13 protein-coding genes and 1 pseudogene are annotated in these 22,372 nt (G+C 72.0%); 9 read left to right on the forward strand and 5 right to left on the reverse strand.

Going from position 1 to position 22,372, the window contains the following annotated elements; translation table 11 throughout:
* Positions 1 to 170: 170 nt before the first annotated feature.
* Positions 171 to 1,718 carry a leucyl aminopeptidase gene (locus tag V6S67_RS06730; protein WP_334209502.1) on the reverse strand — a complete coding sequence of 516 codons (1,548 nt, stop codon included), beginning with the start codon at positions 1,716 to 1,718 and terminating at the stop codon, positions 171 to 173.
* Between the two features lie 124 nt (positions 1,719 to 1,842).
* On the opposite strand from V6S67_RS06730, the pseudogene V6S67_RS06735 reads away from it, so the two are divergent.
* The 4 genes and pseudogenes from V6S67_RS06735 to V6S67_RS06750 all read left to right on the forward strand — a co-directional run.
* A pseudogene (locus V6S67_RS06735) lies at positions 1,843 to 2,793 on the forward strand (proteasome assembly chaperone family protein); the annotation flags it as partial.
* A gap of 303 nt (positions 2,794 to 3,096) precedes the next feature.
* Positions 3,097 to 4,449: an MFS transporter gene (locus V6S67_RS06740; protein ID WP_334209503.1), complete on the forward strand. Its 1,353-nt coding sequence runs from the start codon at positions 3,097 to 3,099 to the stop codon at positions 4,447 to 4,449.
* Positions 4,450 to 4,553: 104 nt separating this feature from the next.
* Positions 4,554 to 5,984, forward strand: coding sequence for a DUF4192 family protein (locus V6S67_RS06745; RefSeq protein WP_334209504.1), 1,431 nt, complete (start codon positions 4,554 to 4,556; stop codon positions 5,982 to 5,984).
* Positions 5,985 to 6,317: 333 nt separating this feature from the next.
* Entirely contained in the window at positions 6,318 to 7,502 is a 1,185-nt protein-coding gene (locus V6S67_RS06750; RefSeq protein ID WP_442884860.1) for an RNA polymerase sigma factor, read from the forward strand.
* A gap of 224 nt (positions 7,503 to 7,726) precedes the next feature.
* On the opposite strand, the gene V6S67_RS06755 is transcribed toward V6S67_RS06750, so the two are convergent.
* Positions 7,727 to 7,948, reverse strand: coding sequence for a DUF7455 domain-containing protein (locus V6S67_RS06755; protein WP_104049807.1), 222 nt, complete (start codon positions 7,946 to 7,948; stop codon positions 7,727 to 7,729).
* 252 nt (positions 7,949 to 8,200) lie between these two features.
* On the opposite strand from V6S67_RS06755, the gene V6S67_RS06760 reads away from it, so the two are divergent.
* Entirely contained in the window at positions 8,201 to 10,309 is a 2,109-nt protein-coding gene (locus V6S67_RS06760) for a DNA gyrase/topoisomerase IV subunit B (RefSeq protein ID WP_334209506.1), read from the forward strand.
* A 114-nt stretch (positions 10,310 to 10,423) separates the two neighbouring features.
* Here the strand turns inward: V6S67_RS06760 and V6S67_RS06765 are convergent, their stop codons facing one another.
* Both V6S67_RS06765 and V6S67_RS06770 read right to left on the reverse strand, forming a co-directional pair.
* Positions 10,424 to 11,452 (reverse strand): M56 family metallopeptidase, encoded by a 1,029-nt coding sequence (locus tag V6S67_RS06765; RefSeq protein WP_334209507.1) that lies wholly within the window; start codon positions 11,450 to 11,452, stop codon positions 10,424 to 10,426.
* 7 nt (positions 11,453 to 11,459) lie between these two features.
* Positions 11,460 to 11,828, reverse strand: coding sequence for a BlaI/MecI/CopY family transcriptional regulator (locus tag V6S67_RS06770; RefSeq protein WP_334209508.1), 369 nt, complete (start codon positions 11,826 to 11,828; stop codon positions 11,460 to 11,462).
* A gap of 221 nt (positions 11,829 to 12,049) precedes the next feature.
* Here V6S67_RS06770 and V6S67_RS06775 point away from each other — a divergent pair, with 221 nt between their 5' ends.
* The 4 genes from V6S67_RS06775 (at position 12,050) to V6S67_RS06790 (ending at position 19,539) form a co-directional block, all read left to right on the forward strand.
* Positions 12,050 to 13,621, forward strand: coding sequence for a cytochrome ubiquinol oxidase subunit I (locus tag V6S67_RS06775; protein WP_334209509.1), 1,572 nt, complete (start codon positions 12,050 to 12,052; stop codon positions 13,619 to 13,621).
* Between the two features lie 78 nt (positions 13,622 to 13,699).
* Positions 13,700 to 14,722: a cytochrome d ubiquinol oxidase subunit II gene (gene cydB / locus V6S67_RS06780; protein WP_334209510.1), complete on the forward strand. Its 1,023-nt coding sequence runs from the start codon at positions 13,700 to 13,702 to the stop codon at positions 14,720 to 14,722.
* Positions 14,719 to 18,414, forward strand: a complete 3,696-nt coding sequence (cydC, locus tag V6S67_RS06785; protein WP_334209511.1) for a thiol reductant ABC exporter subunit CydC — start codon at positions 14,719 to 14,721, stop codon at positions 18,412 to 18,414. The genes cydB and cydC overlap by 4 nt, the downstream gene beginning before the upstream one ends.
* A gap of 63 nt (positions 18,415 to 18,477) precedes the next feature.
* Positions 18,478 to 19,539, forward strand: coding sequence for a GNAT family N-acetyltransferase (locus V6S67_RS06790; protein ID WP_334209512.1), 1,062 nt, complete (start codon positions 18,478 to 18,480; stop codon positions 19,537 to 19,539).
* A gap of 58 nt (positions 19,540 to 19,597) precedes the next feature.
* Here V6S67_RS06790 and V6S67_RS06795 read toward each other — a convergent pair whose 3' ends face one another.
* A complete protein-coding gene (locus tag V6S67_RS06795) occupies positions 19,598 to 22,273 on the reverse strand; it encodes a DNA gyrase/topoisomerase IV subunit A (RefSeq protein ID WP_334209513.1) in 2,676 nt (891 codons plus the stop codon).
* Between the last annotated feature and the right edge of the window lie 99 nt (positions 22,274 to 22,372).

Consider the following 22,372-nt stretch of genomic DNA (forward strand, 5'->3'; position numbering starts at 1 on the left):
CCTATCCCCACAGGGGGCCGCCATCCACCCGAACACCATGTCGTGTACGCCATAGTGTCCGGGATGTGCGCAGTGTCACGTGCCTGCTGTCGGCTGTCCCCGACGGCCGTGGACGGGGACGCGACGGGGGGAGCGGGGGCACCGTGCCGGGCACGGTGCCCCCGATCGGGTCAGACGGCGCGGGCGAGGACGTCCTCGACGTAGGCGAGCAGCGTGCGCACGCCGACGCCGGTCCCGGCCTTCGGGGTGTAGCCGTAGGGCGCACCCTCGTTGAACGCGGGTCCGGCGATGTCGAGGTGCGCCCACGGGATCTTCTCGCCGTCGACCTGGCCCACGAACTCGCGGAGGAACACGGCGGCGGTCATCATGCCGCCGTTCCGCTCGCCGATGTTGGCGATGTCCGCGACCTGCGACTCGAGGCTCGGGCGCAGCTCCTCCGGCAGCGGCATGGGCCAGAACTGCTCGCCGGCGCGGTCGGCGGCGGCCTTCACGGCGTCGCGCACGCCGTCGTCGCCCATGACGCCCGACACCCGCGTGCCGAGGGCGATCATCTGCGCGCCCGTGAGCGTCGCGATGTCGATGATCGCGTCGGGCGACTCCTCGCTCGCGGCGGCGAGGCCGTCGGCCATGACGAGGCGGCCCTCGGCGTCCGTGTTGAGGACCTCCACGGTGCGGCCGCCGTAGATCGACAGCACGTCCTCCGGGCGCTGTGCGGATCCCGACGGCATGTTCTCGGCGAGGCAGAGCCACGCGGTGACCTTCGCGGGGAGGCCGAGTTCGGCGACGGCGAGGAGTGTGGTCAGGACGACGGCGGCACCGGCCATGTCGAGCTTCATGGTCTGCATGCCGGCGGCGGGCTTGAGCGAGAGCCCGCCGGAGTCGAACGTGATGCCCTTGCCCACGAGGGCGAGGTGCACGGCGGACTTCGCGGGGGAGTACTCGACCTTGACCATGCGCGGCGGGCGGGAGGATCCCTTGCCGACGCCGAGGATGCCCCCGTAGCCGTCGCGCTCGAGGCGCTTCTCGTCCATCACGGTGATCTTCACCGGGAGCCCGCGCGAGAGGTCCTTGGCGGCCTGCGCGAACGTCTCGGGGTAGAGGTGGCTCGGCGGCTGGTTCACGAGCGAACGCGTGGCGTTGACGTTCTTGCCGAGGATCACCGAGCGCCGCAGCGCCGGGGCGAGGTCGGCGTCGTCGGCCACGCTCGTGTGCACGACGACGTTCCGGACCGCGTCCTTGTCCTTGGCGGGGGCGACGGTGCCGTCCGGCTTCAGGCCGGACTTGTGGCCCTCGTAGCTGTACGCGCCGAACGCGGCGCCCTCGGCGACGGCGGTCGCGGCGTCCACGGTCCCCGCGGGCAGGGCCAGGACGACCGTGTCGAGGCCGGTCAGCTGGCGGACGGCGGCACCCGCGGCGCGGCGCAGCGTCTCCGGGGCGAGCGCCTCTCCGGGCGTGGCGGGGCCGACGCCGGACAGCACGAGCGAATCGGCGCCGGTCTCGGGGAGGCCGGGCAGTCGGCGCACCTCGTCGGCGGCACCGGTGATACCGAGGACCTGGAGGCTGTCGCCCAGCGCGCGTGCCGCCTTCGCCGGCAGCGGGCTCTCGAGCAGGACCGGCCCGTCCGTCCCCTTGGCCACCGCGATCACGAGGGCGTCGCTGGGGATCTTCCTGAGCTCCGCGGCGGAAGCGGTCAGGTGTAGTTCGGTCGTCTTGATCACGGAATCTGTCTCCTCGTGTCCGGCTGGGTGGTCCAGATGCATTGCTCGTGGTCCCCGGGATCTGGTGGTCCGGGAACCGTCCTGACGATCGTAGTCCGTGCGCCCGGTGCATTCTTGTTCCGGAATGAAGCCGGCGCCGGCGGTGTTGAGAACAGCAGGACCCAACCGTCAGGAGAGAGCCATGCTGGATCCACGCACCCTGTACAACATCGACGCCGAGGTCTTCGAGGACCCCGCGAGCCGTGGCCTCCCCCTGCTCGTGAGCCTCACGGGCTTCATGGACGCCGGTCACGTCGTCTCGCAGGTCAGCGAGGAGCTGCTCGAGATCCTCGACCACGATCTCGTGGCCGAGTTCGACGCCGACCAGCTCATGGACTACCGCGGCCGGCGCCCGAAGATCACGTTCGCCGAGGACCACCTGACGGACTACCAGCCGCACCGCCTGGAGCTGCACCGCCTGTACGACGGGCTGGGGGAGCCGTTCCTGTTCCTCACCGGCGTGGAGCCCGACCTGCAGTGGGAGCGGTTCGCGAGCGCCGTCGTCGGGCTCGTGGAGGAGCTGGAGGTGACGATGACCTCGTGGGTCCACGCCATCCCGATGCCCGTGCCGCACACGCGCCCGATCGGCGTGACGTTGCACGGCAACCGGTCGGACATCATCGACGGCATGAACGCGTGGCGCCCCACCGCGGAGCTGCAGGCGTCGATCGGCCACGTCCTGGAGCTGCGGCTGATCGAAGCCGGGCACGACGTCGTCGGGCACGTCATCCACGTGCCGCACTACCTGGCCGAGGCCGAGTACCCGCCCGCCGCGGTGGCCGGGCTCGAGTACCTCGGCGCGACCGCGCGCGTGGTGCTGCCGACCGACCGGCTGCGTGAGACGGGGCGCGACGTCGAGCGCCAGATCGCACGGCAGGTCGGCAACTCCGCGGAGGTGCAGTCCGTCGTCGCATCCCTCGAGAAGCGCTACGACGAGTACGCGGACGGCGCCGAGCGCAGGTCGCTGCTCGTGAAGGACAACAGTGAGCTGGCGAGCGCGGAGGAGCTCGGTGCCGCCGTCGAGGCGTATCTCGCGAGCCCGCAGGCCGAGGAGGAGTCGACCCTCCTGTGGGACACGGAGTTCCCCGGCACCTCTCCCATCGACTACTCGGGGCACGGCGAGGGGCACGGCGAGGGGCACGGCGAGGGGCACGGCGAGGGGCACGGCGGAGACCATGCCGAGCCGGCCGGGCAGAACGCCCCGGACGCCCCGGACACCCGGGACGACGGCACGTCCCGATCCTGACCCGCCCGTCCGTCCGTCTTCCACAGCCGGCCTAACGGCGGGCGGAGGATGGTCGGAGGACGGGCGGCACGCCGGCCACGCGATAATGGACACGTGAATTCTTCGAGGGCACTCCTGGTCTGGGCGGCAGGGGTGGCGGCCTACCTCGTCGCGGTGACGCAGCGCACCACCTTCGGGGTGGCAGGGCTCGAGGCGACGGACCGCTTCGATGCCTCGGCCTCGCAGCTGTCGGTCTTCACCGTGGTGCAGCTGCTCGTCTATGCGGGCCTGCAGGTCCCGGTGGGCGTGCTCGTGGACCGGTGGGGGCCGCGGAGCCTGATCGTCGCGGGCGGCATCCTGATGGCGCTCGGGCAGGCACAGCTGGCCTTCGCCGATTCGGTGGGGGCCGGCATCGTGGGGCGCCTGCTCGTGGGCGCGGGCGACGCGGCGACGTTCATCAGCGTCCTGCGGTTGCTGCCGGCATGGTTCGAGCCCCGGCGCATCCCGGTCCTCACGCAGTGGACCGGGATCATCGGGCAGCTCGGGCAGGTGGTCTCCGTCATCCCGTTCGTGGCGCTGCTCGCGGCCTACGGGTGGCAGCCCGCGTTCCTCGCGGCCGCGGCGCTGTCGGTGCTCGCCGTCGTCCTCGCCGTGACCGCCATCAGGGACTCGCCCGTGCCCGGCAGCGGGCGTGCCGCCCAGACGCTGAGGCAGACCGGTACGTCCCTCGCGCAGGCCTGGAAGCAGCCGGGCACGCGCCTCGGCCTCTGGTCGCACTTCACCATCCAGTTCCCGGGGACGGTCTTCGTGCTCATGTGGGGCTACCCCTACCTGGTGCGGGCCGAGAAGATCGGGGAGGGCGCCGCGTCGGCCCTCATGACCCTCTTCGTGGCCGTGGGCATCGCGTGCGGGCCCTTCCTCGGCCGGTACGTGGGCCGGCACCCGCTGCGCCGGTCCACCATGGTCCTCGCGATCGCGGGGCTGATCACGACCGCCTGGCTCGCCGTCCTCCTCTACCCCGGGCCCGCGCCGCTGCCGCTGCTGGTCCTGCTGGTGATCGCCCTGGCCGTCGGCGGACCGGGGTCGATGATCGCGTTCGACTTCGCCCGCACCTTCAACCCCGCAGCCCGCATGGGCACCGCCACCGGCATCGTGAACATCGGCGGTTTCGTGGCCTCCCTGGTGTCGATGTTCGTCATCGGCGTGGTCCTCGACCTCCTCCTCGGCAGCGGGTTCTCGCAGGGCGAGCTCTACGCGCTCGAATCGTTCCGCCTCGCGATGGCCGCGCAACTCGTGGTCCTCGCGGCGGGGGTCGTCGCCGTCCTCATCGCGCGGCGGAGGGTCCGGCGGCGGATGGCGGAGCAGGGCGTCGTGGTGCCGCCGCTACGCGAGGCCCTGGCCCGCGAGCGGCGCCGCCGGCACGAGACGAGAGCGGACCGGAGGAGCCGGGGCGGCCAGGGCGGCTAGGGACGCGGCGGCGGTGCTCCGGTTCCGGCGGCCCGGCGCTGCGGTTGTCCACATACGGCCGGTGCAGCGGGCGAGGCTGCAGCCCGGCGAGCAGGCTGGCCTGCATGCCTTCCTCTTCGAGCCCCGTGCCGGGCAACCGGCGGTCCCCGTCCTTCGCCGTCACCTCGCCGGCGGACATCCTGTCCTACGTACCCCACGCGCTCGGCTTCATGCCTGCCCGGAGCCTCGTCGTGCTGACCACCACGGGCCGGTGGCTGGGAGCCACGCTCCGGGTGGACCTGCCAGCGAGCGTCACGGATCCGCTCGGATTCGCCGAGGGGGTGCTCTCGTTCCTGCGCGACGACGCCGCCGCGGACGGGACGCTCCTGATCGTGTACGGCGCGGACTGGCCGCGCCTCGGGCCGGTACCGCACGAGGCGCTGGTGTCCGCCCTCGGCACCGTGCTCGAGGCTGCCGGTCTTCCCGTCCGTGATGGCTGGTTCGTCTCCGCGGCCGGGTGGCGGAACTACTTCTGCAGGGACGACGACTGCTGCCCCTGGCCGGGCGAGCCGCTCGATGCCGTCGCGTCCAGTGCCCTCGGCGCGGAGCTGGTGTTCGGCGGGAGCGCCTTCGACGCATCGGCGCCCGAGGCAGTGCTCCGCGCTGCTCCGGCGGTCGCAGCGGGATGCACGACGAGCGAGGGGGAGCTGCGGGCCGTCGAGGACGCCCAGGCGCACTACGCCGCGGCCTGCTCCGGTCGCTGGACGTCCGCGTCCCAGTTCCCCGCGACGTCCGCCGTCTGGGACGCCGTCCTGCTGCTGCCGCACGGGTTCGAGACCACCGCCCATCCGGACGTGGCCGGATTCCTGCTGGCGAGTATCGAGTCGCGGACGGTCCGCGACTTCCTGCTCGCCAGCGCCTGCCTCGGTTCCGCCCGGGCGCTCGACGGCGCGGCGGCCTGCGGCCTGTTCGGCAGCGGCGCGTCGGGGCGATATGCGGGCGGGATCCCGGACGGAGCGGGGGAGCCTGCGGGAGCTCTTCCCCCGGTGCTGCCCGACGCACATGAGGCCGGAGGCCGGGATGCGGGTCCGGTGGAGGCCATGGAGGAGATCCGCACCGCCATCACCGCCATCGCCGCCATCGCCGCCATCGCCGCGACGGCCTCGCCGCCCGGCCCGCGGGGGCACCCGTCGCCGGGACGGGAGGTGGACGCCGCCGCGCTGCTGTACGCGGATGTCCTCGCCGGCCGGTTCACGGGCACGATCACCTGGCACCGCGTCGACGCGATGGCGCAGGTCCTCGCGCGGCTCGCCGCGGTGTCCGATGGTGAATCACGGGCAGCGGCCCTGACGATGTCCGCCTGGTTCGAGTACGCGCGCGGCCGCGGCTCCCGGGCGGCGGTGTTCCTCGAGGCGGCCGAGCTGACGGTGCCGGGCTACCGGCTGGCCCGGCTGCTCTCGGAACTCCTGCGCCGCGGCGGGCTGCCGGCATGGGCCCGGAGGCGCTCGACGGCGTGGACCGCCGACGCCGCGCGGACCTGCACGGGCGCAGCGTGACCGTCACGCACGCGTGACGGGGGCCGGATACGGTGCAGAACGGCGCCGACCTGATTTCCGGCGCGGCTGGCAGCCGTGAGACAATGGAGGTTGAGACCCGGTTGGGTCCGTGCATCAGACAACTCCCAGCATCCCCCGAGCGGTCCCGCCTTCCGGCGGATCCGAGGGGAATAGCTCAGGCGGCGGGACCGTTCCACTAGGGACCTGGCCCCGCCGGACATTTCTGATAACCAGCGCGGACTTGACAGGGTCATAGTGGTGTTGTCCCTCTGATTGCACCACACACCGCCGTATGAAAGGTTTTCTGTGCCGGTCAAGAAGACAGCAGCACCGGTGTCGCCAGACGCCGGTACCACCACCACGAAGCGACGGGTGGCGGCCAAGAAGCCTGCCGCCAAGGCTGCTTCCCCGGCCACGAAGGCCTCGACCTCCGACGCCGCGGGTTCGGTGGACACGCTCGACGCAGCCGAGCCCGCCGTCGACGTCGCCGTCGACGCCGATCCCGAGGACCTCAAGCCCGAGGCCGCCGAGGTCGGTACGACCACGGGCTTCGTCTACTCGGACGCCGACGACGACGACGCCCCCGCCCAGCAGGTCGTCTCCGCGGGTGCCACCGCCGATCCGGTCAAGGACTACCTGAAGCAGATCGGCAAGGTCGCCCTGCTCAACGCCGAGCAGGAAGTCGACCTCGCCCTGCGCATCGAGGCCGGACTCTTCGCCGAGGAGAAGATCGCCGCGGACCCGGACATGGATCCGAAGCTCAAGCGCGAGCTCGAGTTCGTCATCCACGACGGCAAGCGGGCCAAGAACCACCTTCTCGAGGCGAACCTCCGCCTCGTCGTGTCCCTCGCCAAGCGCTACACCGGGCGCGGCATGCTCTTCCTCGACCTCATCCAGGAAGGCAACCTGGGCCTCATCCGCGCCGTCGAGAAGTTCGACTACACCAAGGGCTTCAAGTTCTCCACCTACGCCACCTGGTGGATCCGCCAGGCCATTACCCGCGCCATGGCCGACCAGGCGCGCACCATCCGCATCCCCGTGCACATGGTCGAGGTCATCAACAAGCTCGCCCGCGTCCAGCGGCAGATGCTGCAGGACCTGGGCCGGGAGCCCACCCCCGAGGAGCTCGCGCTCGAGCTCGACATGACGCCCGAGAAGGTCGTCGAGGTGCAGAAGTACGGCCGTGAGCCCATCTCGCTGCACACGCCTCTCGGCGAGGACGGCGACTCCGAGTTCGGCGACCTGATCGAGGACTCCGAGGCTGTCGTCCCGGCCGACGCCGTGAGCTTCACCCTCCTGCAGGAGCAGCTCCACTCGGTGCTGGACACCCTCTCCGAGCGCGAAGCGGGCGTCGTCGCGATGCGCTTCGGGCTCACCGACGGCCAGCCGAAGACGCTGGACGAGATCGGCAAGGTCTACGGCGTGACCCGCGAACGCATCCGCCAGATCGAGTCGAAGACCATGTCCAAGCTGCGCCACCCCTCGCGGTCGCAGGTCCTGCGCGACTACCTGGACTGATCCGCCCGGACTGATCCGCGACGCGGACCGCTCCGCGACACGACGCGTCAGGCAGGGCCCCTCCTTCGGGAGGGGCCCTGCCTGCGTCTGGAGCGCGGGTCGGCGGCCATGCCGTGTCGGAGCCAGGCCCTGGACGCGGAAAGGCCCCCTCCGGCGGAGGGGGCCTTTCCGTGAGTCTCAGCGCCTGTTCACGAGGCGCCTGGAGTAGGGGGTTGCGTGCTGGATCAGTCGGCGACGACGGCGGGCTTCTCGTGAAGCCGCTGCGTCTCGTCCTGCCACTCCGAGGTGAGGGGCTTCAGGTTCGCTTCGACGGCGCGCGCATGGTGGCCGCAGAACAGAAGCTCTCCACCGGATGACTGAAGGACGGCCCGCACGTAGGCCTGGGCGCCGCACCGGTCGCAGCGGTCCAGGGCAGTCAATTCGCGAGTTGCTACTGCAGTGGTCATGGGGTCTCCTCCTGTGGATCGTGTACTCATATAACCACTATTCGTCGGCGGCCCTTCCCAGGCTGGGTCTCCTTTCGCTCCGGGCGTACCAGGGGGTATGGGGTTTCCGGGACGTCCGCCGCGGACATCGGAGCCGCGCCTGGCCGATGCTGTCGGTACCCGGCAATAGACTGGAGGTCCCCTTCCCTTTCGAACACACCGCCCGGCGCCCGCCCTGGTGCGTGCCTGTTCCGCCCAGGAGATCGCATCACCGTGACACCCCCCACCTCGGACTACACCGCCCGGCACCTCTCGGTCCTCGAAGGCCTCGAAGCGGTGCGCAAGCGTCCCGGCATGTACATCGGTTCCACCGACTCGCGCGGCCTCATGCACTGCCTCTGGGAGATCATCGACAACTCGGTGGATGAGGCGCTGGCCGGGTACGGGCAGAGCATCACCGTCATCCTGCACGCGGACGGCTCCGTGGAGATCCACGACGACGGCCGGGGGATCCCCGTGGACATCGAACCCAAGACGGGCCTCACGGGTGTAGAGGTGGTGTTCACGAAACTGCATGCCGGCGGCAAGTTCGGCGGCGGCTCCTACACCGCCTCGGGCGGCCTGCACGGCGTCGGGGCGAGTGTCGTCAACGCCCTGTCCTCCCGGCTGGACGTGTTCGTCGACCGCGGCAGCAAGACCTACGCCATGTCGTTCCGCCGGGGCGAGCCGGGCGTGTTCAAGGACGGTACGACGCCGTCGCCCGCCTCCTCGTTCGAGCCCTTCCTCGACGGCTCCCGCCTCGAGATCGTGGGCAGGGCCAAGCGTGGCGTCACGGGGACCCGCATCAGGTACTGGGCCGACCGCCAGATCTTCACGCCCGACGCGAGCTTCTCGTACGAGGAACTGCAGACCCGCGCACGGCAGACGTCGTTCCTCGTCCCGGGCCTGCGCATCACGCTGCGGGACGAGCGGCGGCTCCCGGGCACCCCGGGGGAGTCCGGGCCCGTGGAGGAGGTCTTCCAGCACGACGGCGGCATCTCCGAGTACGCCGAGTTCCTGGCCCTCGATACCGCCGTCACGGATGTCTGGCGGTTCCAGGGGTCGGGCCGCTTCAAGGAGTCGGTACCCGTCCTCGACGAGCGCGGCCACAGCCGCATGGCCGAGGTGGAGCGGGACTGCGACGTCGACATCGCGCTGCGCTGGGGCATCGGCTACGAGACGACGGTCCGCAGCTACGTGAACATCATCGCCACACCCAAGGGCGGGACGCACCAGACCGGCTTCGAGCAGGCCCTGCTGAAGACCTTCCGCAAGGTCATCGAAGCGAACGCCCGCAAGCTGAAGGCGGGCAGCGACAAGATCGAGAAGGACGACGTCTTCGCCGGCCTGACGGCCGTCCTCACGGTGCGCCTGGCCGAGCCGCAGTTCGAGGGGCAGACCAAGGAGGTCCTCGGCACGTCCGCGGTGAAGGCCATCGTGGCGAAGGTCGTGGAGAAGGAGCTGCAGGCGCGCCTGTCCTCCTCGGCGCGCAACGACAAGGCCCAGTCGGCCCTGCTGCTCGAGAAGGTCGTCGCTGAGATGAAGTCGCGGATCTCGGCAAGGGTGCACAAGGAGACGCAGCGGCGCAAGAACGCCCTCGAGACCTCCACCATGCCGGCCAAGCTCGCGGACTGCCGTATCGACGATCCCGAGCGCTCCGAACTGTTCATCGTCGAGGGTGACAGCGCGCTCGGCACCGCGAAGAACGCGCGGTCCTCGGATTACCAGGCGCTCCTGCCGATCCGCGGGAAGATCCTGAACGTGCAGAAGGCCTCCGTGGGCGACATGCTGTCCAACGCGGAGTGCGCCGCCCTCATCCAGGTCATCGGGGCAGGCTCCGGGCGGAGCTTCCAGCTCGACGCGCGGCGGTACGGGAAGGTCATCCTGATGACCGACGCCGACGTCGACGGCGCCCACATCCGCACGCTGCTCCTCACCCTGTTCTTCCGGTACATGCGCCCGCTCGTCGAGGCCGGCCGGGTCTATGCCGCCGTTCCGCCCCTGCACCGCGTCGAGGTGGTCAACGGCGGCGCGAAGGCCAACGAGATGATATACACGTACTCGGAGGCGGAACTCACGCGCCTGCTGGCCGCGCTCGAGAAGCAGGGCAAGCGGTACAAGTCCCCCATCCAGCGCTACAAGGGCCTCGGCGAGATGGACGCGGACCAGCTGGCCGAGACCACGATGGACCCCCGGCACAGGACCCTGCGGCGCGTGCGCATCCAGGAGGCCGAGTCCGCCGAGCGGGTCTTCAATCTCCTGATGGGCAGCGACGTGGCACCGCGCAAGGACTTCATCATCGCCGGGGCGGCGTCCCTGGACCGGGACCGCATCGACGCCTGACGGGCCGGCTGCGCCGCGCATCCGGCCCTGGCCCGCTGCGCCCGGTTCCCGGGAGTCCGGGTCCGCGAGTCCGGGCCCCTGGGTGCGCCCGGTTGCCGGGAGGCCCGGACCTCGTTAGCCGAGCAGCTCGGGCGCCACGAGCAGCGCCGGCGGCACCACCAGGAGCATGCCCGCGGTGGACAGGGCCAGGCCCTGCTGGAAGCGGCTGAGCGGCGGCAGGGGAGTGAGCAGGCGGCGTAGCCGGTGCGCCGTGGACCGTGCGTCCCCGGTCCCACCCGTCACGTCGGCCGCGCCGGTCGTCCCGGGCGGGCCCTGATCGGTTCGGGACCCGGCACCGGGACCGGTGAGGGGGTCGGCGAGCGGATCGTCGAGCTCGTCCCGTGAGGGCGGCAGCGCCCCGGAGCCGACGATCGCGATGGCCCGCACGAGCGTGGGCTCGTCCACGTGGCGCAGCGCCTCGTCGTCGGCCAGCATCTCGATCAGTTCGCTCACGGCGCGCTGCGCGAGCTGCGAGGTGGGGAGCCACGGCAGGGCCGCACGCCAGGCGGCGAAGGCCCACAGCAGCAGGTGGTGGCGCTGGTGCAGGTGCGCGTTCTCGTGGGTCAGGACCGCGTCGAGTTCGGCGCGGCTGAGGAGGTCCATGAGGCCGTCCGACATCACCGTCACGGAGCGGGCGCCGCCCGGGAGGCAGTAGGCCACGGGCGCGGGATGGCTGATCACGAGCGTGGCGGGCTGGTCGGCGGCAGGGGAGCTCAGCAGGTTGAGCATGTCCCGGTGGCGCCGGCGCTGCCGGCGGATGCGGACGAAGGTCAGCGCCAGGGTGAAGAGGAGGTGTGCGAACAGCAGGGTCGCGGCACTGATCGCGAAGACGTGGATCACGCCGAGCGTCGCCGCGGAGTCGTCATCGACCAGGATGCGGAAGAACCCGACCGACGCCGAGACGAGGTTGTCGCCGAGCGGCTCGAGACCCCAGACGAGCATCGCGCCGATCATGGACAGCCCTCCGGCGAGGGCGATCGACTGCCAGAGCACCATGGCCGTGAAGGGTGCGCGGGCGGGCCAGGAGGCCCGGGAGAGCGCGATCGGAGCGGGCCACGCGAGGATGATCGCGAGAGCCGCGAGCAGGTAGGAGGCCCAGAACACCGAAGGGTCAGCTGCCGCCGAGCAGCTTGCGGAGGGTCTCGGCCTCGGCCTCGGAGACGCTGCCGATGAAGCGTGCGAGGACGGCTTCGCGGTCCGGCGCCGTCACGAGCACCTCGTGCATGAGCTCCGCGGTGTGGTCCTCACGGCTCGTCACGGACCGGTACCGGTGCGGGCGGCTGTCGCGCTCCCGCTCCACGAGGCCCTTCTTCTCGAGCCGGGACAGCACCGTCAGGACCGTCGTGACGGCGAGTTCGCGTCCCACCTGCCCCGTCGGTGCCTCGGCGATCGCGTCCCTGAGTGCATTCGCGTGCATCGCCTCCGGTGTCGCCCACAGCAGGTCCATCACCGTGCGTTCGAGGTCTCCGAGCGTTGCCATGTTCTTCCTTCGATCAGTGCAGGACCGGATCCCGCCTGGGCTCCGGTCCGCTCCCAGGAGGGAGCGATGAGGCGTGGTGCATCTAACCTACCGCGTCGGCCCGCACATTTCTACTCCACGTAGAAATACGTGGACATTTGTTCTACGATATGTAGAAGAACTTCTTCTACAGCTTGTAGAAGTTCCGCGTCGCCGGCGTACGGCACTGCCGAAAGGGTCCGATGGAAGCCTTGGAGATTGCCCGCTGGCAATTCGGGATCACGACCGTCTACCACTTCCTCATGGTCCCGCTGACCATCGGGCTCGGTCTCCTGGTCGCGACGATGCAGACCATGTGGCACCGCACGGGCAAGGAGCACTACCTCAGGATGACGAAGTTCTGGGGGAAGCTCTTCCTCATCAACTTCATCATGGGCGTGGCCACCGGCCTCGTGCAGGAGTTCCAGTTCGGCATGGCGTGGAGCGAGTACAGCCGCTTCGTGGGGGACGTCTTCGGGGCGCCGCTGGCGATGGAGGCGCTCCTCGCCTTCTTCGTCGAATCGACCTTCCTCGGCCTCTGGATCTTCGGCTGGGACCGCCTGCCCCGGCTGGTCCACCTGCTGAGCCTCTGGGCCGCCGTCCTGGCCTCCGTCTTCTCCGCCTACTTCATCCTCGTGGCCAACTCCTGGATGCAGCACCCCGTGGGCGTCGAGATGGTCGACGGCAGGCCCGTGATGGTCGACGCGTGGGCCGTCTTCACCAACAACACCGCCCTCGTCGCCTTCCCGCACACGCTCTTCGGAGCCCTCGCGGTGGCCGGGGCCTTCCTGCTCGGGATCAGCTGGTACCACCTGTGGAAGCGGCGCCACGACGGGCTCGACACCCTCACCGCGGACGGCACCCTCACCGCCGGCGACGGCGGCGGTGCCCGCGACGCCGTCGACCACCGGGTGTGGCTGCGCTCCGCGCGGGCGGGCGCCGTCGTCGCCATGATCGCGTTCGCCGGGACCGGTATCACCGGGGACCTGCAGGGCAAGCTCATGTTCGACCAGCAGCCCATGAAGATGGCCGCCGCGGAAGCCGCCTGCCATGACGGCACCGGCTTCTCGATCCTCTCCGTCGGCAACCTGGGGGCGCAGAGCTGCGATGACATCACGGCCGTCATCGAGGTGCCCGGCGTGCTCTCGTTCCTCGCCAACGGCGACTTCACCACCGAGGTCAAGGGCGTCAACACCCTCCTGCCCGAGTACCAGGAGAAGTACGGCACCACGCTGCCTGACGATCCCATGTACGGCGAGCGCGCGGGCACCGAGATCGACTACCTGCCCGTCATGGAGGTCACCTACTGGGGCTTCCGCATCATGATCGGCTTCGGCGCGATCGCTGCCGCCGCCGCGGCGGCCGCCCTGTGGGTCCTCCGCAGGGGCACCGTGCCGCAGTCCCGCTGGCTCATGCGCCTCGCGGTGTTCGGCATCCTCGCCCCGTTCGGGGCCAACGCCGCCGGCTGGATCTTCACGGAGATGGGGCGGCAGCCGTTCGTCGTCGCGCCCAACCCCGATCTCTCGGGTATCGACAGCGTGTTCATGTTCACCGCCGCGGCCGTCTCACCGGGCGTCACCGTCGCCGAGCTGGTCGCCTCGCTCGTCGCCCTGACCACCGTGTACGCCGTCCTGCTCGTGGTCGAGGTGAGGCTGCTGTTCACCTACGTGCGCGGCGGTACCGCCTCCGCCATGCCCGAGCTGGCGCACTCCGACGACGCGCCGGGCGCCACCGGCGGGAAGGACGACGGCGATGTCCTCGCCTTCGCCTACTGACCCGTCCGCCGGAGTGCTCCGGCCCCCGATGTGCTGTTCCCCCCGCTGCCGACCACGCCCGACCGGAAGGACCCCCCGATGACCGAGGCACTGCCCACCCTCTGGTTCGTCCTGATCGCCGTGCTCTGGTCCGGCTACCTGTTCCTCGAGGGATTCGACCTCGGGGTCGGCATGCTCATGAAGCTCATGGCCCGCAACGACACGCAGCGGCGCGTGCTGCTCAACACGGTCGGCCCCGTCTGGGACGGCAACGAGGTGTGGCTGATCACCGCCGTCGGGGCGACGTTCGCCGCCTTCCCGTCCTGGTACGCCTCGCTGCTGTCGGCGCTCTACCTGCCCTTCCTCTGCGTGCTGCTCGGCCTGATCTTCCGGGCCGTGGCCTTCGAGTGGCGCGGCAAGCGGGACAGCGACGCGTGGCGCGGCCGCTGGGACTGGGCGATCGCCGTCGGCTCCTTCACCGCCGCGGCCGGGATCGGCGCCGCCCTGGCGCTGACGACGACGGGCCTGCCGCTCGACGCGAACGGCAACCGGGTGGGCGGCGCCTTCGCCTGGGCCACCGCACCGGCCCTCCTCGGGGCCGCCGCCGTCGTCCTGTTCTGCCTCGTCCATGCGGCCGCGTTCGTCGCGCTCAAGACCGAGGGCGGCGTGCGGGGCCAGGCCGAACGCCTGTTCCGCCGGCTCCTGCCCGTCGCGCTGCTCCCGTTCCTGGGCTGGGCCCTGATCGTCCAGCTGGACACGGGGTCGGTGATCACCTGGCTGGCCGTGGTGCTCGCCGTCGCGGCCGTCCTCGCCGCCCACCGCTGCTCGATCGTCGGACGCGACGGGCGGGCCTTCGCGGCGCTGGGCGTCGGGATGCTCGCACTCGTCGGATCGATCTTCGGTGCCGTGTTCCCGGTCGTGCTGCCCTCGACCCTGGATGCGGCGTTCGACCTGACGGTGCAGAACGCCTCGTCATCGCCCTACACGCTCGGGCTGATGAGCATCGTGGCCTGCTTCGGGCTGCCGCTCGTCCTCGCCTACCAGGCCTGGACGTACTGGGTCTTCCGCCGGCGCGTGTCGGAGGAGAGCATCCCCGCGGCGCATGCCGTGGCGGCGCTGTGAGCACCACCCCAGCGGCCGGCCCCGCAGCCCGGCGCGGACCCCTGGCCGTCCTGGCGGCCGGCGGACCGGTCGGCGCGGGCCCGGCCGTGTACCTCCTCGGCGTGCTCGCCGCCGCCCGCGCCGCGGGACTGGTCCTCATGGCCCAGGCGCTCGCACTCGGCATCGCGTCCCTCGCCGCCGGCGCGCCGGATGTCCGTGCTGTCCTCGTGCAGGGGGTGCTCGGGGCAGCGCTGCGCACCCTCGCGGCCTGGGGCCAGGACGCCACCGCCGCCCGCCTGGCCCTCGGCGCCAAGGAGGGGATGCGCGAGGCCGCCCTGCTGCGCGTGCTCGACGACGGCGGCACCACCCGCGCCGCCACCCCCGGCGGCGGCCAGGGCTCCCTCGCGGTGTTGCTGACCCGCGGTCTCGACGGACTCGACAAGTACTACACGCAGTACCTGCCCGCCCTCATCACCTGCGCCGTGGTGCCCCTGCTCATCGGCGCACGGATACTCCTCGCGGACTGGGTCAGCGCCCTCATCATCGTGCTCACGGTGCCGCTGGTGCCCGTCTTCATGGCGCTCATCGGCCTCCACACGCAGGAGCGCACCCGGCAGGCCGCCGTCGCACTGGGCCGCCTGTCCGACCACCTGCTCGAGCTCGCGCGGGGGCTCCCGGTCCTCGTGGGCCTCGGCCGTGCCGCGGAGCAGACGCGCGCCCTCCGCGAGATCGCCGGCACCTACACCTCACGCACCATGACGACGCTCCGGACGGTCTTCCTCTCCTCCCTCGCCCTCGAACTCATCAGCACCATCTCCGTCGCCGTCGTCGCCGTATTCGCGGGGGTCCGCCTCATCCACGGCGACCTCGGGCTCGAGACGGCGCTGATCGCCCTGATCCTCGCGCCCGAGTGCTACGGGCCGCTCCGCGACGTCGGCGCCGCCCACCACGCCAGCGAGGACGGCCAGGAGGCCGGCGCCCGGGTCCGCGCTGTCATCGATGCCCCCGCGCCCGAGGGTGCCGCGGTGCGCGCCGCGTCGGACCCGGACTCCACGTCGGACTTCACGTCGGACTCGGCGTCGGACTTCACGTCGGACTCGGCGTCGGACTCCGCGTCGGACCTCCCGTCTGCGCCTTCGACGTCGTCCACGCCGAGCACCGGGCACGTGGCCCCGGTCGAGGCACCCGGCGTCATCCGGGTCGGGAAGCTCGGCGCCCGGTACGACGGCGTCCTCGAACCGGTGCTGGAGGACGTCTCCTTCGTCGTCGCGCCCGGTTCGGTGCTGGCCCTGCGGGGTCCGAGCGGATCGGGGAAGTCGACGCTCATGCGGGTCCTGGCCGGGGGAGCGGCGCTCCCCGTGGGCCTCCGGTCGGAGGGACGCATCGAAGGCCTGCCCGAGGACGGCATCGCCTGGGTTCCCCAGCACCCCGAGCTCCTGATGGACACGGTGCGCGCCGAACTGGCCCTCTACGCGCGGTTGCCGGACGATGCCCCCGCCATCGAGGAGCAGCTCGCGGCCGTGGGGGCCGCGGATCTGGCGGACCGGCGGACGGGGGAGCTCAGCCCCGGCGAACTGCGGCGCGTCGCCGTCGCCCGTGCCCTCCTCCGGGCACAGGACCCCGCGGTCCGGCTCCTGCTCCTCGACGAGCCGACAGCCCACGTGGACGAGGAGGCCTCCCGTGCCATCCGCGGGGCCATCGCGGTCCGCCGGCCGGGACTGGCGGTCGTCCTGATCGCACACGACGACGAGACGGCCGCCCTGGCGACGGACGAGGTGCGCCTCGACGCCCGGCGCGACCTCGTTCCGAGCCGTGCGGTATCTGCCGCCCGGTCCGCCGTCGGCCACGGCCCCGAGGCCGGTGTCCGGTCGCCGGGCTCCGCCGGTGCTGCCCGGGCCGACACGTCCACCGTGTCCGCGGCGCCCGCCGCCGTCCCTGCCGTGCCCCGATCTCTGTCGCCCGCCGCCGTGTCGCCCGCCGGCAGCGCGCGCGATCACGCAACTGCCGTCGCCGACCCGGACGCGACGGCCCCGCCGCTCCGGGGCAGGACCTCGTGGTCCCGGTCCGCGCTCGACGTGCTCGCACTCGTGCGCCCGTGGGACCGCCGTTTCCTCGCCGCTGCGGCGCTGGGGCTCGGTGCCTCGGTCTTCGCCGTCGCCCTCACCGCACTCAGCGGCTGGCTCATCGTCCGCGCCGCCGAGCAGCCGCCGATCCTCTACCTCCTCACCGCCATCGTCGGTGTCCGGTTCTTCGGTATCGGCCGGTCCCTGCTCCGCTACGAGGAGCGGCTGTGGCTGCACCGCGCGGTGTTCCACCGGGCCGACGACACGCGCCTCCGCCTCTGGACGGGCCTGCTGCAGGCGGGGCGCTCGTGGCGCACGATCGCCCGGGGTTCGGGCGGCATCGAACGGCTCGTGGGGGACATCGACGAGCTACGCGACCTCTCGGCGAGGGCGCTGCTGCCCTTCGTCACCTCGGTGCTCACGGGCGTCGCGGCCCTGGTCACCACGGCCGTGCTGCATCCCGCGGTCCTCGGCTGGCAGGCCCTCGCGGTGGGTGCGGCCGTGGTCGTCGCGCCGATGGTGGCGGTCGCGCGTGAGCGGGCCGCCGGCGCCGCCGCCGTGCAGCTGCGCGCGGACGCCCTCGAACGCGTGACCGGCCTCGTCCGGGCGGCCCCCGATCTCCGCGTGAACGGCGCCCACCGTGCGGCGCTCGGGGTGACGCGGCGCCTGGACAGCAGGGCCGCGGCCGCCTCGCGACGGTCCGCCGCCGCGGCCGGAGCGGCGACGGCGGTGATCGTCGCCGCCAGCTGCGCGGCGTCGCTCGGCATCCTCGCCTCCGGCGGACGGCCGGCAGACATCACGGCGGTGCTGGTGCTGATGCAGCTCGCCCTGATCGAGCCCTTCGTCGCGGGCGCCTCGGCCGTGCAGACCTGGGGTGCGCTCTCCGCCGTCGTGCGACGCCTCCGGCCGAGGCTCGGGCCGCCGCAGGACGGGGACCCTGCCGGAGCCGGCGCAGGGAGCAGCCCCGCCGCGGTCCGACGGCTGGAGCTGGAGGATGCCGCCGTAGGGTACGAGCGCGGCCGGCCGGTGGTGACCGGCGTGGACCTGCACCTCGGAACGGGCCGCTGGACGGGTCTCACCGGACCGTCCGGCAGCGGGAAGTCCACCCTGATCGGTGCCCTGCTGGGGTTCCTGCCGCTCGAGCAGGGCAGGCTGCTCGTCGACGGCGTACCGCACCACGGCGGACCCGCACCGCGGATCGCCTGGTGTCCGCAGGAGAGCCACCTGTTCACCTCGAGCATCCGATCCAACCTGCAGCTCGCGCGGTCACCCGGCGATCCGGCCACGGACGACGAGCTCCAGCGGGTCCTGGGGGCCGTGGGCCTGACGGAGTTCGTGGCCGGCCTCGAGCACGGGCTGGACGCGCAGGCCGGACCGGGCGGCTCGCGCCTGTCCGGCGGGCAGCGGCAGCGGCTCGCCGTGGCCCGCGCCCTGCTGACGCGGTCCGGCGTCGTCCTCCTCGACGAGCCCACCGCGCACCTCGACGCCGACGGCGCCCGCTCGCTGCTGGAGGATCTGCGCCGCGGGCTGCCCGACACCGCGGTGCTCCTGGTGACGCACGACCCCGACGAGGCGGCACTGTGCGACCGGACGGTGACCCTGCCGGGCCCTGCCCCCGCAGCGCGGTCGGGAGGCGACCGGCGCGTGTGACGCCCGGCCCGGGGCCACGCGTCGCATCCGGACGAGCCGGTCGCCCTGCAATACGCTGGCACCATGAGCACCCGCGACCAGCCCGGACAGCAGCCCGGACAGCAACCCGGCAGCAGCCCGGCCGAGACCGAGGCACCGCCACTGCCCGCCGCGCTGCGATGGCGTCCGCTCAACTACGCGGACATCGACGCGTGGCTCGCCCTGATCCGGCGCATCGCGGCCGTCGACGAGCCAGACTGGGTGGAGCAGCGCGCCGACCTCGAGCAGGCGCTCCGCGCCTCGAAGAACGATCCGCGCCGCGACACGATCGCCGGGTTCGACGACGCCGGCGTACCCCGTGCCTTCGGGCGCCTGTCCATGAACTCCGGGTCCTCCCTGATCCACGGGGCGGGCGGCGTCGATCCTCAGTGGCGCGGCCGCGGGACCGGGCGTGCGGTGCTCGCCTGGCAGGCATGGCGCGCCGCCGGACGGCTGCGCGAGACCGGCCGGGCCGAGGGCACGTTCCGCAACTACGTCGAGGAACGCAACCCCTCGCACCTGGCCCTGCTCTCCTCGAGCGGGAGCACGATCGTCCGGTACTTCACGGAGATGACGCGGCCGCTGGACCAGCCGATCCCCGAGCTGCCCTTCCCGCCCGGGCTGGAACTGGTGAGCTTCGCCGACGGCGCCGACCGGGACATCGTCGAGCTGGTCCGCCTCGCGCACAACGACGCCTTCCAGGACCACTGGGGGAGCGAGCCGCGCGACCAGGAGTCGTGGCAGTTCACCGTCACGCACCCCGAGTTCCGCCCAGACTGGAGCCTCGCGCTCGTCGACACGGCCACGGGGGAGGTGGCCGCCTACCAGCTGGCGAGCTACGACCCCGATTCCCGCGAGCTGCTCGGGCACTCCGAGGGCTACACGGACCTGCTCGGTGTCCGGAGGTCCTGGCGTGGCCGCGGCCTGGCGCCGGCGCTCCTCGCCGAGGCGATGAAGCGGTACCGGGCCGCCGGGATGGAGAATGCGGGGCTCGGCGTCGACACCGAGAACCCCTCGGGCGCGCTCGGGCTGTACGAACGCATGGGCTACGTGCCGACGCAGCGCGCGATCGTCTTCGACCTGCCGCTCGTCGTCCCGGCGGACTGACCACCGCGGCGCTCGGACCGACCACCGCGGCGGGCCGAGGGAGAGCAAGCCAGGGCAGCTAGAGCAGCGTGCCCTGACCGTCGCCGGCATCCTTCGCGCGCCTCGACGCCGCAGGCCCTGAACCGTCCACGAGCCGGACACCCGCCGTCGGTCCACCCGACCCTGCGGTACCGGATCCGGCCGGATCGGCGGGGCCCGACCCGGCGGCTCCGGACCCCGGCAGGGCCGGTGCGGCCGGACCGGAGGACTCGACGAGCCCTGTCAGCGCCGGCCCGACGGCGTCGATCTGCTGCGTCAGCGGCACACCCGAACCGTCACGCCGCCCGTGCTCCGTGGGCAGCGCCCGGGCCACGCCGTTGGCCGACGCCGCCCGCGCGGGTCCGTGACCTGCCCAGGCGAGCGACAGGGCCTCCTCCCCGCGCAGGAACCGGTGGGCGCGCACGCCCGCCGTGGCCCGGCCCTTGACGGGGTACTCCGAGAACTCGGTGATCTTCGCGGACCCTGCGGCCGTGCCGGGCAGCGCGTCCCCCGGCGCGGCGACCGTCACCACCACGCCCTGCTCGTCGCCGTGCGCCACCGCACCGAAGTGCAGCACGGCGTCACCCGCCGCGAGCTTGATGCCGGCCATGCCGCCGGCCGTCCGGCCCTGCGGCCGCACCGCGGAGGCCGGGAAGCGGAGCAGCTGCGCCAGCCGCGTGACGAACACGAGGTCGTCGGCGTCGGCCGCGGTCGCCACGCCCACCACCCTGTCCTTGGGCTTGAGCGTGATGACCTCCCAGTCGTCGCGGTTCAGCGGGTAGTCCGGCTGCACACGCTTCACCACGCCCTGCGCGGTCCCGAGGGCCACGACGCCGCTCAGCGGCGCCAGCCCCACGAGGCTCTCGCCGCGCTCGAGCGTGATGAACTCCGACGACGGCACCCCTCCCGCCAGGTTGGGCACCCCGGCGGTGGGCGGCAGGGCGGGCATGTCCATGACCTGGAGGCGGATCATGCGCCCGGCCGAGGTCACGGCCCCCACCTCGCCGCGGGCGGTGGAGGGCAGGACGGACCGGAAGGCGTCGTGCTTGATGCGCTGGCCGTCGCCGAGGGCCTGGCGGTCCGACGTGCGGGCGAGCTGCCCCGACGCCGAGAGCAGCACCCAGCAGGGGTCGTCCGCGATCTCGAGCGGCAGGACGGCCTTGACGCCCTTGCCGGCCGCCGGCGCGGGCAGGGCAGATCCCTTCAGCGGGGCGGCCGCCTCGGACTCGAGCAGGACGGTCCGGCGCGGGGTGGCGAACTGGTCGGACAGTTCGGCGAGCTCGTCGGACACGAGGGTGCGCAGGCGCTCCTCGGAGCCGAGGATCGCCTCCAGCTCGGCGATCTCGAGGCGGAGCTGCTCCTGTTCCTTCTCCAGCTCGATGCGCGAGTACCGGGTGAGCTGCCGGAGGCGCAGTTCGAGGATGTAGTTGGCCTGGATCTCGGTGAGGTCGTAGATGGACATCAGGCGCTCGCGCGCGGCGGAGGACTCGTCCGAGGAGCGGATGATCTGGATGACCTCGTCGATGTCCACGATCGCCACGAGCAGGCCCTCGACCAGGTGCAGGCGGTCCCGCTTGCGCTGCAGCCGGTAGGAGGTACGGCGGCGCACCACGAGGATCCGGTGGGTCACGTAGACCTGCAGGAGCTCGCGGAGCCCGAGCGTACGCGGCTGGCCGTCCACGAGCGCCACGTTGTTGATGCCGAACGAGTCCTCCATCGGCGTGAAGCGGTAGAGCTGCGCCAGCACGGCATTCGGGTTGAACCCGTTCTTGAGCTCGATCACCAGGCGGAGCCCGTGCGTGCGGTCCGTGAGGTCCACGATGTCCGAGATGCCCTGCAGCTTCTTCGAGGTGACGGCGTCCTTGATCCGCTCGATCACCTTCTCCGGGCCCACGGTGTACGGCAGCTCGGTGACCACGAGGCCCGTGCGCCGGGCCGAGAGCTGCTCGACCGTGACCTTCGCGCGGGTCTTGAAGGACCCGCGGCCCGTCGCGTACGCGTCACGCACGCCGTCGAGCCCCACGATCCTGCCGCCGCTCGGAAGATCCGGACCGGGCACGAAGCGCGTCAGGTCCTCGAGCGAGGCGTCCGGGTTCGCGATGAGGTGGCGTGCCGCCGCGACGACCTCCCCGAGGTTGTGGGGCGGCATGTTCGTGGCCATGCCGACGGCGATCCCGCTGGCGCCGTTGACGAGCAGGTTGGGGAACGCCGCCGGGAGGACCTCCGGCTGCGTCAGCTGGTTGTCGTAGTTCGGCACGAAGTCGACGACGTCCTCGTCGAGGTGGTTCGTGAGGGTCAGCGCGGCGGCCGCGAGGCGGGCCTCGGTGTACCGGGCGGCCGCGGGACCGTCGTCGAGCGAACCGAAGTTGCCGTGGCCGTCGATGAGGGGCAGGCGCAGGGAGAAGTCCTGGGCCATGCGCACCATGGCGTCGTAGATGGCGGTGTCGCCGTGGGGGTGCAGCTTGCCCATCACCTCGCCGACCACGCGCGCAGACTTCACGTGGCCGCGGTCCGGGCGCAGGCCCATGTCCGTCATCATGTACAGGATGCGGCGCTGCACGGGTTTCAGGCCGTCGCGCGCATCGGGGAGGGCACGGGAGTAGATCACCGAGTACGCGTACTCGAGGAAGGAGTCCTCCATCTCGGATTCGACATCGATGTCGATGATCTTCTCGGTGAAATCCTCCGGCGGTGCGGAGTTCTGGCGCCTGGCCACGTGGCGGTTCCTCAACAACTCAGGGTTCGAATGGGGCGGATCGCGGGCATCCGCGCGTCCGGTCGCGGCCTCGGGCCGGGGACGGGGGGATGCCGACTA

The sequence above is a fragment of the Arthrobacter sp. Soc17.1.1.1 genome, assembly GCF_036867195.1.
Lineage (GTDB): Bacteria > Actinomycetota > Actinomycetes > Actinomycetales > Micrococcaceae > Arthrobacter_D.

Coding starts and splice junctions, on each gene's coding strand:
- cydB (WP_334209510.1), top strand. CDS start 13,700: ATGACCGAGGCACTGCCCACCCTCTGGTTCGTCCTGATCGCCGTGCTC.
- V6S67_RS06790 (WP_334209512.1), top strand. CDS start 18,478: ATGAGCACCCGCGACCAGCCCGGACAGCAGCCCGGACAGCAACCCGGC.
- V6S67_RS06775 (WP_334209509.1), top strand. CDS start 12,050: ATGGAAGCCTTGGAGATTGCCCGCTGGCAATTCGGGATCACGACCGTC.
- V6S67_RS06745 (WP_334209504.1), top strand. CDS start 4,554: ATGCCTTCCTCTTCGAGCCCCGTGCCGGGCAACCGGCGGTCCCCGTCC.
- V6S67_RS06770 (WP_334209508.1), bottom strand. CDS start 11,828: ATGGCAACGCTCGGAGACCTCGAACGCACGGTGATGGACCTGCTGTGG.
- V6S67_RS06755 (WP_104049807.1), bottom strand. CDS start 7,948: ATGACCACTGCAGTAGCAACTCGCGAATTGACTGCCCTGGACCGCTGC.